This window comes from Lutibacter sp. (assembly GCF_013041805.1).
Lineage (GTDB): Bacteria > Bacteroidota > Bacteroidia > Flavobacteriales > Flavobacteriaceae > Lutibacter.
Genome location: NZ_JABDRI010000085.1, coordinates 1 through 12,549, shown reverse-complemented (window position 1 = coordinate 12,549; position 12,549 = coordinate 1). Strand labels below are relative to the sequence as shown.

Annotated in this window: 9 protein-coding genes and 1 pseudogene; 1 reads left to right on the top strand and 9 read right to left on the bottom strand. The window is 27.5% G+C overall.

The features are described from left to right. Positions 1 to 880 precede the first annotated feature (880 nt). Entirely contained in the window at positions 881 to 1,261 is a 381-nt protein-coding gene (locus HKP59_RS10655; RefSeq protein WP_291806641.1) for a DNA-binding protein, read from the top strand. A gap of 625 nt (positions 1,262 to 1,886) precedes the next feature. Here the strand turns inward: HKP59_RS10655 and HKP59_RS10650 are convergent. The 9 genes and pseudogenes from HKP59_RS10650 to HKP59_RS10610 form a co-directional block, all read right to left on the bottom strand. Next, on the bottom strand, positions 1,887 to 2,852 hold the full coding sequence (locus HKP59_RS10650; protein WP_291806638.1) for a glycosyltransferase family 4 protein: 966 nt from the start codon (positions 2,850 to 2,852) through the stop codon (positions 1,887 to 1,889). Beyond that, positions 2,852 to 3,526, bottom strand: coding sequence for a hypothetical protein (locus tag HKP59_RS10645; RefSeq protein ID WP_291806635.1), 675 nt, complete (start codon positions 3,524 to 3,526; stop codon positions 2,852 to 2,854). The genes HKP59_RS10650 and HKP59_RS10645 overlap by 1 nt, the downstream gene beginning before the upstream one ends. A 528-nt stretch (positions 3,527 to 4,054) precedes the next feature. Beyond that, positions 4,055 to 5,161: a glycosyltransferase family 4 protein gene (locus tag HKP59_RS10640; RefSeq protein WP_291806632.1), complete on the bottom strand. Its 1,107-nt coding sequence runs from the start codon at positions 5,159 to 5,161 to the stop codon at positions 4,055 to 4,057. 8 nt (positions 5,162 to 5,169) lie between these two features. Then, complete coding sequence (locus HKP59_RS10635; RefSeq protein WP_291806629.1) at positions 5,170 to 6,303, bottom strand: hypothetical protein; 1,134 nt, start codon at positions 6,301 to 6,303, stop codon at positions 5,170 to 5,172. An 8-nt stretch (positions 6,304 to 6,311) separates the two neighbouring features. Continuing rightward, on the bottom strand, positions 6,312 to 8,204 hold the full coding sequence (asnB, locus tag HKP59_RS10630) for an asparagine synthase (glutamine-hydrolyzing) (protein ID WP_291806627.1): 1,893 nt from the start codon (positions 8,202 to 8,204) through the stop codon (positions 6,312 to 6,314). Positions 8,205 to 8,209: 5 nt separating this feature from the next. Then, positions 8,210 to 9,307 carry a glycosyltransferase gene (locus tag HKP59_RS10625; RefSeq protein ID WP_291806626.1) on the bottom strand — a complete coding sequence of 366 codons (1,098 nt, stop codon included), beginning with the start codon at positions 9,305 to 9,307 and terminating at the stop codon, positions 8,210 to 8,212. 411 nt (positions 9,308 to 9,718) lie between these two features. Continuing rightward, on the bottom strand, positions 9,719 to 10,693 hold the full coding sequence (locus tag HKP59_RS10620) for a nitroreductase family protein (RefSeq protein ID WP_291806623.1): 975 nt from the start codon (positions 10,691 to 10,693) through the stop codon (positions 9,719 to 9,721). A 5-nt stretch (positions 10,694 to 10,698) separates the two neighbouring features. Further along, positions 10,699 to 12,171 (bottom strand): lipopolysaccharide biosynthesis protein, encoded by a 1,473-nt coding sequence (locus tag HKP59_RS10615; protein WP_291806621.1) that lies wholly within the window; start codon positions 12,169 to 12,171, stop codon positions 10,699 to 10,701. A gap of 100 nt (positions 12,172 to 12,271) precedes the next feature. Then, positions 12,272 to 12,549: pseudogene (locus HKP59_RS10610) on the bottom strand (hypothetical protein); the annotation flags it as partial.

Genomic DNA, 12,549 nt, shown 5'->3' with positions numbered 1-12,549 from the left:
CCTCCCATATGTGGAGAGGAAAGCCATATTTTATTCTTCATTCATGGGGTCTTCAAGGATTAGAACAAATTTAGTCATTTTTTTAGTTTTTAGAAGTAAAAGAACCTAAGTTATGAAAAAGTTATTTAACTGAGTAGTGATAAATAAACAGAAAATTTAGGACTAAAAAATGAGGACTGGATAAAAGAACAAGCTTTAAGATGCTGTAACTAGTAGGTTGAAATTTAAAACATAAACCAAAACGGGATGTCGAATTTTGATTTAATCCTCACAACTAAAAAACCCAATAATTCAGCATAAGTTTTAAAAAAAATGACGATCTAATATTTTATAAATATCAATATATAATTTTAAAAAAAAGTCAATATTCACAAGGCCTTGAAGCATATTGTTATTATTAAACATCTATAGTATAGTGCTTTAAAAATGTTAATAAAACGGCATTAAATGTTAAAAAGTAGCTTTTCTAAGTACTTAAATAATACTTAGTTTTACATCAGTCATTTTGTATGAACCTTATCTTATTAATTTAGTTCATATAAAAACGAAAAAGTTCCAAAGCGGCAACTTTAGAACTTTTAAAAAAGGGTACGCTTAAAGAAGCGTTGTTTATCTTTCTGATATCAAAATTACAACACTTCTCTAAGCCTACCAACATTTTTAACATTAAAATTTAAGCACGTCCCTAAATGGACGTGGAAAGGAGGTATGATGACATAATTTTAACAAAAACACTGCCATAACTTGCGATAGTTACAGCACAAAATAACCGAACATACGTGGTTGTTTTACTTTACTTAGTAAAGGTGTATTAAAACGTTTTTTTAAGGAGTCGTATAACTGCCTATAGTGAGTGTTATACATTAAATTATAAAGAAAAATGGTAGGAATTAAGCCTATTTTAAAATCGAATCCGCGCGATCTAACAGCGGAAAAGAAGTATTATGCAACAGCAATTTCTCAAGGGACTATTGACTTTGAGCGATTAGCATATTTGGTGTCTAACCAATGTACAGTTCGCGAATCTGACTGTTATGCAGTGCTACGAGCTCTAGAGCATAACATTATGGATGAACTTAAACAAGGCAAAATTGTGCAACTAGGAGACCTAGGCAATATGCAGGTGGGTGTTTCTTCTAACGGAGAAGTACTCGCTAGCGATGTAAGTTCAGCTTCTGTAAAAAAAGCGCATCTTAATTTTAGACCAGGCGTTAAATTGAGAGATATGCTTGAGATTACCAAATATAAAATTGTTAGTTAGGACCGCCATTACTGAGTTATATCAGTAAGAAAATTCCCAAACTGTTCCCGCAGTTTGGGTTTTTTTATGCTTTTTTGCTAAAAAAAGCTCTTGAACTTTTTAAAATTCCACTTGAACTTCCGGTGCATTTCACTAGTGCTTTTTAAAATTCCACTTGTGCTTTTCTATAAAACTACAAGTACTTTTTAAAATTACAGCAGTACTTTTTAAAAAAGGTACTTTTATTAAAATTTAATGCTAAAAAAAGGGCGTATTGCTTGAAAATAGTTTAAAAAAGAGCAAAAAAAACTCAATAATTGTTGGTTAGGACCGCCATTACTGAGTTATCTGTTGTAAGAAAATCCCGAAAAGTTCCCGCTAATCGTTCATTTAACGGTGTAAAAATAGTACATAAATCCTTTTTTGAGTCGTTTTTTAAAAGCAATTTTGCCTTTTTTGATATAAATAACATGAAATGTTGATAAAAAAATTGCTAACCCCTATATGTTAACATTTGTTCTATTTAGAAATTAACAATAGTAATTTAGGCTTCCATTGTGAAGTTTTGAAAAAACTGAGGAAATTTGTTTCTTTCTATGAAGTTACTTCGGTATTATTGCGTATCGAAATGACGTTATTTAGCAAGCTAGTAGCCTAAAGTTTTCTTCTTATTTTCTATAGCTAAAAATAACAGTACATAGCCAATAGTAAAGGTTACTGCAATACTACCTATTAAAATATATTGAGTTTGTAAGGAAGTTTTATATAATACAATAACCAAGCTTGATACTCCTAATTGCACTAATGCATATGAAATAGCTACCTTTAAATGACTCCATTGGTACACATCCACTAATTTTTGATAGATATGATGTCGATGCCCTTGTGTAATATTTTCCTTTAAATAGATTCTATATAAAATTGTTAAACCACTATCTATTCCATAAACCGACACCATTAACAATAGTATTGGGGCTTTTAGTTGGATGATAAAACTTACACCTAAAAAAAGAATTAGTACTGCTAAAGAAATACTCCCAATATCACCTGCGAATAAACGCGCTTTTCCTCTAAAATTATAAAAACCAAAAACAAGAATTGCTACCAATGTATAGCCTATCAAATTTACTGGTACAATAGTTTCAAAATAGTTAATCCCTAAAAAACCAAGTAGTACTGCCAAACTATAGAGACCAGTGATACCATTTATGCCATCCATAAAATTATACAAATTAATAAATCCAACCCCTATAATAACTATAAATCCAACAACTAAAATTGGTAGATTAAATACACCTACTTGATAGAGAACTAAACTGACTGCTAAAAATTGAAATGGCAAACGCACTTTAGCTGATAATGTTTTTAAATCATCTATAAAACTTACTAAAGCAATACTACTAATACCTGCAAAAAAATAAGGGTATTGAAAATTGGATAGTATAAAAAACAACACAACTGCTATATAAAATAAAATACCACCGCCTCTTATGGTTGGTATCGTATGTGAACTTCTAAAATTTGGATTGTCAACAATATTATATGTTTCTGCAAGCTTATTGTACATAAGAATTGCAACTACAAAAAAAATTGAAATAATTATATATTCCATTAAATTTTAACTTGTTTAGATTTTATATTTTTCAAGTTGATTGTATTAATAAAAAAATAAAATAAATACGGTAAAAACATAATTCGCATTCTATTTCCCATTCCTAAATTGTATAAATAAGAACCAAAAAATACAATTAAAGTGATGCTAGCAATCAATGTAAACTTTTGATCTATGACTAGTGCCTTAAATTTACTTCCATTTTTTAAATAATTTATAAGTGCTATTATAAAAATTATTAAAAATAAGATATTCTCCATTGAGGCAATCAATTGAATTTCATTATTAATATTATATAACAAAGGTAACGGCATAAAAATTAAGAAAAATATTCTCGTAAAAATTGTTGTATCAGAAATACTAATCGATGCATTACCTAAATTTTGAGTTAAAATCAAAAAATCATCAAGGTATCCCAGCATGGAATTAAAACTTATATCTTCCAATCTTAAGAAAAACCTTAAAAAAATAGGGATAAATACTATGCTTGTAATTATAGACCCAAAAACAAGTATCCTTTTAGTAATTTTAGGAATGTTTTTATTAGTAATAATTGATAGAACTAATGAAAATACAAGCACAAAAAACAAATGAGGTCTTATCATAAAAATGAGCAAACCCAAACCAAGAAAACCCCAATCATACTTACTATATTTTATTTTTTTTAATAACACGATCATTGATAAAAACAGTATAGGCTCCTTCCCTAAAAAACCTGCCCAAAGGTGAATAGATGGCAACAAAAGAAACAATAATATATAGCTCGTATTTTGTTCAAGGTGCTCCGTTCCGATTATTTTAAAGTATTCTAAGAACCCTTTAAAACTTATTACTGAAAATAATAGGAATAGGACTTTAAAACTAATTCCTAATTTAACAAATGGAAATATCAAAAAGGACATAAATGAATTTCCTATATAAAATAAATTAAACCAGTTATTTTCTTCTAAAGCATTAACATAAAATTTAACAGGATCAGTTGTATTAAATTTATCAAAGAAAAAAGCAAAAATTAAAGAAATGGAAAAATGTACGATACTAAAAATTAAAATGTACGTTTTTAGACTTGTTTGCTTTATTGTTCTTAAAAATTTATACAACTCATAAACAACATATAAGAGTAATAAAATTATTACTAAACTATTTATTAAAAATATTGTTATTGTGCTATTAATCAAAATATTATAACTTACATACGTATATTAAACAATTGCATTAATCGCTTCAATATAATGTTTAATAATTATTTTTTCATCAAAAATCGCAATTGCTCTTTCTCTTGCCTTCATTCCCATTATTTTTCGCTCTTCATCAGGTAGTAATAACATTTTTTCCATTTTATTAGCTAAGTCTTCACCGTTTTTCACTTTACATAAAAAACCTGTTTCATCATTTAAAACAACATCTCTACAGCCAGGCACATTGGTTGTAACAATTGGAATGCTCATACTTGATGCCTCTATTAAAACTTTAGATAAACCTTCTCGGTATGATGGGAGAACTACACATTGCGCATTATTTAATACTTCTTGAACAGCATCTGATTGCCCTAGATAATCAATAATGTCTTCACTAATCCAACTATTTAATGTTTCTTCTGAAATAGCAGTTGCGTTGTTTTTATATAGTGGACCTAAAATGGCGAAGTTAGTTTTGGGGTATTTAGCCTTTAACATTCTTACTGCATCTATATATTCACGAATACCTTTATCATATAATAACCGACCTACAAATAAAAATTGAAAATTATCCGTTCCATTCCTATTTTCTTTTGGTTTGAACTTAACTGTATTTACTCCTGAACCTGGGATAACTTGACATTTCACTTTATCAACAAGGTTATTTTTCACAAATAATTCTAGGTCAGCATTATTTTGAAAAAAAACTTTTGTTGCTTTCTTTTGAGAATATCTATATAGCCATTTTGCAATCTTAGTTGAAAAACTTTTTTTTATAAAAAGTGTCCCTAAGCCTGATATATTATTTATCGTAGGAATCCCTAACATACTCGCGGCAATTGTACCATATATATTTGGTTTTATAGCATTATGACAAATAATTTCAGGATTTATCTTTTTATAAATTTTATAATAATTATAAATAGTTTTTAAATCTTCTAAAGGATTGGTAGCGTTATTATTCAAATTAATTGCCTCAAAATGAAACCCTTCATTAACTAATTTATGAGCATATTCATCCTTAAATGCTACAGTATATATTTCATGACCGTTCTTTTGTAATGCCTTTAATAAAGGCGTTCTGAAATTATAAATACTCCAAGAAATGTTAGAAGAAAAGACAATTTTCATATGTGTATTTATAAATGATAATTTGGGTTATTATTAAAAGTGCTATTTTTTGGCAAGAATAAAATTAGAAACATTGGTGCAATTTTAGCCCTGTGTCGTATTGCTGTTCCAACATTTGTTACTCCTAAAGAAAAAACCAATGTCAAAAATAAACTCATAATTAAAATAGCTTTAGCTGCTGAGTTGAAATTTATAATTCTCCTATTTTTATTCATTCTATAGAAAAGTAATAAATATAGAAACCCATCTATTAGGCCAATTAAATGTGTTGGAGTTTTTACCAAAAATGGAATAAGAGGTGAAAATAAAAAGGCAAAATACCTTATAGGAATTTTCCATAAATCACTAATTCCTCCAGTAATTCTCATCCAGCTTGGGTATGAAGAATTGCCCATAGATCTAAAATTTTCCATTTTATTAAATTGATCTGAAATATTCTCAAATGACCCTCCAAATTTATTTAATCCAAGCCCCCAATAATTAACAATTATTATACTACCCACTATAATAACAGGCACTAAAAATTTACGTAAGTATTTATTCTTTCCCCGTTGGTTTTGTTTTTTTCCAATAATTGAAAATAGTAAGAATCCTAAAAATATAAAAATAACACCTGAATGAAATAATGTTGCCACAATTATGTAAAATACAAACCATACTAACTGTTTAATATTTGCATGTTTCCAATATTTAATAAAGGAAATAGTTGCCAAAATTAAAAATAAATTTATCGGGGTTTCTCTTAAAATTAAAGCTGAATGCAAACAAAATTGAGGAAATAGTGCGGCAAACCAAGCAACTTTAATTGCCAATTTATTATTATTCCATAACAATAAACTGGCAACATATATTTTCTTTACAACCAAAGTACCCAAAATAACCATTATTAAGCCAAAAATAAATGGTTCTCTTCCTATGATAGCATATAATAAAGACCCTAAATAGGATAAAAAATAGTGACCTTGACTAAAAATTAAACTGAAATTTAAATCATTTGAATTTGCAAATCTAAATGCATTACGCTCCATAACAATTGCGTCACCATCACCTTGTGGCAGTATCGTCACATAATTATTAATTAATAGCAGTAATAATCTTAGAATAAAAGCAATGATTAAAATATGTGTTATTTTATTTTTCAATTGTTTTATTATTTATTCAAAAAAATAGTTAAATACCATTTTTGAAAACAGTAGAATGTCCATACTCTAAACGTATTATCTTCTCTTCCTTCAACATGGTTTAACACAAGTTTTTGAACATAATTAATATTAAAAATATTTTGTTTTTTTAAAAACATTGGCTCAATATAAGATAAAACCTCCTTTTTTAATGGCTTTCTTAACCAATCCCCAACTGGAATTTCAAATCCTTTCTTGGATTTATCTAAGAAGCTTTTAGGGAAATATTGCTTAAAGGCTTCTTTTAATATGTATTTTTTATTCCAACCATTTATCAAAAAACTTTCAGGTAATTGGTTTGTAAAACTCCATAATTCTTTATTTAAGAAAGGTGCTCTACATTCTATTGAAGCTAACATACTTGCCCTATCTACTTTTACTAGTAAATCGCCTTCAAGAGATAGTTTTTTATCTAATTCCCTAAAATCATTTAACTTATTTATTACATCCTCATCTTTAAAATAATCTAAGGCTTCTTTAACAAAATTATTTTCTTTAAATAAATTAGTTAACTCGTTATTTTGAAAGCCTAAAGATATAATATTATAATAAAAGTCATTATCATAGTTAATGGCTTTGAGTAACCTATTTAATTTAAATCGTAATCCTCTATTATCATCTTTAACCCGTAAGATATTTTTAGAGGTATTAATAAATAAGTTGTGCGCTTTTTCAGGAACGATATATGTATATTTTTTATTTAATTTACCCATATAGTATTTATTATACCCTCCAAAAACCTCATCGCCACCATCTCCTGTTAAGGCAACTTTTACAGTTTGTTGGGTTAATTTAGATACCATGTACGTAGGTAATGAAGATGAATCTGCAAAAGGTTCATCAAAATTTAGCAACACATCATCAATTTCATTTTTCAAATCGTTAATTGTTATGTTGAATTCATGATGGTTACTCCCTAATTGCTTTGCAACTACCCTTGACTTATCAGTTTCATCAAAAGATTTTTTATCAAAACCAATAGAAAATGTACTTATTGGATTAGATGTTTGTTGAGATAAACATAACGAAACAATTGAGGAATCTACACCTCCAGATAAGAATGTTCCTATTGGAACATCAGAAACTGCCCTAGACTTTACACTATTATAAACTAAATTATGTGTTACTTCCTTCGCTTTCTCAAATGATACGTTATGATACTTCGAATTAAATTGTTGTTCAATTGTATTAATTTTAATTTTAAAATTAATACAATCTACTTCTAAATAATTATTCGCTTCTAACTTAAAAATATTTTGATAAATAGAATAGGGAGCTGGGATATATGTTAATTGAAAATAAAGAGATAAAGCTTCTTTAGAGATATTAGGCCTTAAAGGTAAAATTTTAATAATTGATTTTAATTCAGAGGCCCAATAAAACTTTTCTTTGGTTTTAGTATAATACAAAGGCTTTTCACCAAAAAAGTCTCTCGCAATAAATAATTTATCTATATTCTTATCATAAATACTAAAGGCAAACATACCATCTAGCTTTCCAAATGCTGAAACCCCATATTTTTCATATAAACGAATTATAACTTCAGTATCAGATGCTGTTTTAAAAACAACGCCTTCATTCTCTAATGCAATTTTTAATGTTTTGTAATTATAAATTTCTCCATTAAAAACAATTACAATACTATTATCATCATTATATATGGGTTGTTTACCAGTATTTAAATCAATTACAGCTAACCTGCGCATTCCCATTCCTAATGAATAGCTTTTATCTTTTTCAATATATATTCCATCATCATCAGGCCCTCTATGAATAATTAAATTATTCATTTTAGTAAGGCTTTTTTTCACCTCTTTTTCCTCTATTAGTTCTTTGTAGAACAATCCATTAATTCCGCACATACAAGCTACATATTGTATATTTTAATCCAATTATTTACAATAGTGTTTATATCAAATTTTTCCTTTACATAGGTTAAATTATTTTTACCCAAAACCTTCAATTCTTCATTATTTAATTTCATTACATTGTACATTATTTGAGATAATTCAATAGTATTTTTTGGTTCCACTACATATCCTCCTTTTGAAGCCTTTAAAATACTACTTATCTCACCAACATTTGTAGAAACAACTGGTAAACTTGAAGCCATTGCTTCTAACAATACCATTGGCAAACCTTCAGAATTAGAAGATATTACAAAAGCATTATAATTTGAAAGTAATTTAGGAACGTTATCTGAAATACCTATAAGCCTAACATACTTTTCTAATTTATTTTCTTTTATTAATTCTTCTAACATACTTTTTTCAAAACCTTCTCCTGCTATATCTAATTGGAATTTATTTGATTTATTTATAAGATTTTTACACGCAATTATTAGAGATTTGTAATTTTTAACGGGTATTAATCGCCCTATCGATAACCATCTAAAAACTTTATTTGGTTGTACTATTTTTGTCTTTTTGTAAGCTTCTACAATTAGACCATTTACAATATGCAAACTTTTCTTATTTTTAATAGATTTTTTTTCTATTAAATAATGAAGGGATTCTTTAGATACCGCAGTATGAAAATTAACCCAATTCTTTGTTAATTTATAAATAACATACGGTGACAAACCTAAAATATTTTCATTGTCATATACGCAATGTGTTGTATTAACAATTTTTATTTTCGAATTAAAAAATTTAATAAATCTGCTTAATACATTTGATTGAAATAAATGAGAATGAATAATAGTTGGTTGTTCTAACTTAACAATTTTTATAACTGCTCTTAAATTGTTTATTAATTTAAACTTCTTATTTAAGTTAATCTTATAATGTTTAATGCTACTATCTAATTCATCTTCCAACGATAAATTATCTGTAAGGGTAAGTAAACTAACATTCCAACCTTTTAACAATAAAGCATTACTTAGCCTTAGCAAATGTGTTTCTGCACCTCCATAACCTAAGCCATTTATTATAAATAGTATTTTTTTATTTAAATTTTCTACCATAATTTATTATAAGATTTCTTTATCTACCAAAAGTCAAATTTACCATATGTTTTATCAAATTAAATTATATTTTTTATATGTTATGTTCAAAAGAATTAAAATAATAAAGCTATTATAATAATTCTTAAAGTATTGCTTATCCTTTGTTGACAACTTACTCGAAACTTCAATAAAAGTATTAAAAAGAGTGGGAAGTCATTTTTATTTTTTGTTTATTATTCTACTGAATGAAGTAAACTTAAAATTTTGATTTCATCCGTTATCAAAAATTTTAACCATATTCAATAATTTAATTGATTAAGTCATCGTTTATCAAAATAAACTCAAAATACTAGTAACTTTAATTGTGTTACACATTAAATATTTTCTGATATTACTCCATATTTATTGAAAAATATTAAACTATACTTGTTAAAATACTTTTACATATTTTTCCAAGGAATTTCTGTAAGATTGAGCAATCTTAAATTGTTCTGGCGCTTCACCACAGGCTATCATAGCAATATAAACCTCCGATTTATTTATAGGACATACTTCTCGCATTTGCTTATCTTTTTTATCTGTATGACTGCAATTAAGTATACAACCTAATATCTTTTCATGATGCAGTGCATAAAGAAGATTCATAGCAAACATACCACCATCCACATAAGTTTGATACCTTTCATTAATACCAAAAAAAACACTTTGATCTGCAGCTATTACAATAAGTTTATTGGTTAAATGGCCAAACCCTCTATTACCACCTTGAACATCAAGAATTTCTTTAATTTTATCTTTGTTAGTATACACATATACTTTTGATGGCTGTCTATTACAAGCAGAAGGTGTATTTCGGGCAAGGGCAACTGCATTAATTATTTTATCAATAGATAAATTCTTTTCTGAATAATTTCTTACGCTTTTTCTCGAATTAGAGAACTCTAAAAAAGAACTAGATGTATGACTAAAATAATCACTCTTGGTAATACTAATTTGTACGGATGGAGAGGTTTCATTTGCAATATTTTTTAAGGATTGTAATTCATTTATTAATTCTTCATCCAGTTTGAAACCTAATTTATCATGTAAGTTTTTATACTCAAGAATTACTTTTACAGCATGTTTTACTTGCTCATGATTATATCCAAAACGTTTAATATAATCTTTACAACTACTTATTAAAATGAACATTTTAGCTTTTCCAAATCCTAATTGTGTTTCAGGCATTGTTAAACCTTTTTCAATCACATGATAATCATGGATTATTAAGGCAACCAGTGAACTTTCCTTCTTTGTACTATTTAATCCTGAATATTTATAAAATCGATAAAAATCATATGAGAAAGTTGGTATTGCTTTCAAAAAATATTTCAATGATACTGGTATTTTACTTTTTAAATTCATAAATATTATTTAATGATATTTTTTATTTTATTATGAAAGATTAATTTTACTTTTTGTTTTTCTTCTATTTCTGTTCCAAAAAAATAGGTAAAAAATAATGTTGATACCAAAGATGCAATTACTACAATAAAAAATCGTAAAAAACCTGGCTCAAAATAATAAATAACCAAAAACGGAAGAAAAATAGAACAAATAGTTACAATTAGAGCTTTAAAAAACACAAATTTCAAAAAATCACTTATTGCAAAATCAATTTGTTTTTTTACTAAAAAAAGTCTTGCAACCAATATTATTGAAAATATTACAAGTGCTACATAATAAGTTGATTGAGGTGAGAAACCTAGCTTAAAAAACAAGTAGGAGAAAGGCAAAATTACTAAAAACAAAGAACCAATCATAATTTGATAATTTTTCACTTTACCCGTTGCCTGTATGGATGCGACAAGAGTAACTGATAGTGCATCAACCAATGCACTAATAACTACCAAACGTGCAAATATCGTAGTGAATTCTGGAACATTTTTTAACCAAAACACTAAAATCGTTTCCATTTCGAGCAAAATAGGTAAGGATAAAAATAATAGTAGAAAGTAGGAGTACTTTGCACCACTAAAAGCAAGTTGCAAATGATAACGGATATCACCGGCTGCATAAGATTTTATCATTTGAGGCTTTAGCGCAGTCTGAAAATTTTGAACAAAAGATGATAATGCTCCATTTATCTGTGCTGAAATTCCTTTTGCAGCATTAACTGTAGGGCCAAAGAAAATATTTAACAATACATTCACTCCTTGATTTTTCATAACAACAGAAAAACTACCGAATAAACTCCAACCAGCGAAACTTGCTAAAGTTTTAAATAGTTTAGTATCCCAATAGAAAAAATAATTACTCTCTTTAAAATTTATTCGTGAATATAAATAATACATGATTTGCACAATACCTGTAACTCCAAATAGTAATAAAGCATACACTTTTAAAGAATCACCTTCAATTCTAGTAATCAAAAATGCAACCAATAACTTTAACAAGGCTTCAGCAATTCCAATATATGCAAAAACTGTCATCTTTTCGTGCGCTATAATACTTGCATGGTAAGGCACTGCAGCAATTGTAATTAATAATGATGCTGCAGAAAAATGAAACACCCATATCACAGCCTCCATTCTATGAGGAGGGATATTCAATTGTGAATTAACAAACCATAGGCCTAAGGTTTCAAGCAATAAAAACACTACTATAGCAATTATCAAATGAATATTTACACTCATGCTAAACACCCTATTTAACTTTTGAATATCACCCCGTCCCATTTCAAAATTAAGAAAACGTTGCGTGCTAGTTGCCATAGCATTATTTAGAAATGACATCATTAATACCATCCCTCCAACTACATTATGCAATCCATAATCTTCTATTCCTAAAGCATTCAAAATCACTCTAGATGTATAGAGTGTTACAAGTATTATCAGAATCATGCGAAAATAAAGCATGACCGTATTTTTTGCTATACGTTTATTGGTATCTATTGTCAATTATGCTTGTTCTTTAAATTCTATATCAATCAAATCAAAAAAATTATTTTGAATTTTTATTTAATAACTTAAAAACATCTTCTAAATAATTTATAGAATTCGTCCTTATTTTATCCACTTTTGAGTTTACAACATCATAGTTAATCGTCTTATTTAAATTCAAATTATCATCTATTATTATACGATCTTCTAAACCTGCTTTATTTAATATATTTGTTATTCGGCTCCCTCTTGTTGGCAGTATTGCAGAATAAAATTCTTTTTCCATGAGTATTGATAAGGCTGTACCATGAAATGAGGATGTTATAACCATCTCAGCAT

What these genes read in the sequence shown, in the direction of transcription:
- HKP59_RS10655 (WP_291806641.1), top strand. Translation starts at nt 881, where the DNA reads ATGGTAGGAATTAAGCCTATTTTAAAATCGAATCCGCGCGATCTAACA.
- HKP59_RS10615 (WP_291806621.1), bottom strand. Translation starts at nt 12,171, where the DNA reads ATGATTCTGATAATACTTGTAACACTCTATACATCTAGAGTGATTTTG.
- HKP59_RS10650 (WP_291806638.1), bottom strand. Translation starts at nt 2,852, where the DNA reads ATGGAATATATAATTATTTCAATTTTTTTTGTAGTTGCAATTCTTATG.
- asnB (WP_291806627.1), bottom strand. Translation starts at nt 8,204, where the DNA reads ATGTGCGGAATTAATGGATTGTTCTACAAAGAACTAATAGAGGAAAAA.
- HKP59_RS10620 (WP_291806623.1), bottom strand. Translation starts at nt 10,693, where the DNA reads ATGAATTTAAAAAGTAAAATACCAGTATCATTGAAATATTTTTTGAAA.
- HKP59_RS10625 (WP_291806626.1), bottom strand. Translation starts at nt 9,307, where the DNA reads ATGGTAGAAAATTTAAATAAAAAAATACTATTTATAATAAATGGCTTA.
- HKP59_RS10640 (WP_291806632.1), bottom strand. Translation starts at nt 5,161, where the DNA reads ATGAAAATTGTCTTTTCTTCTAACATTTCTTGGAGTATTTATAATTTC.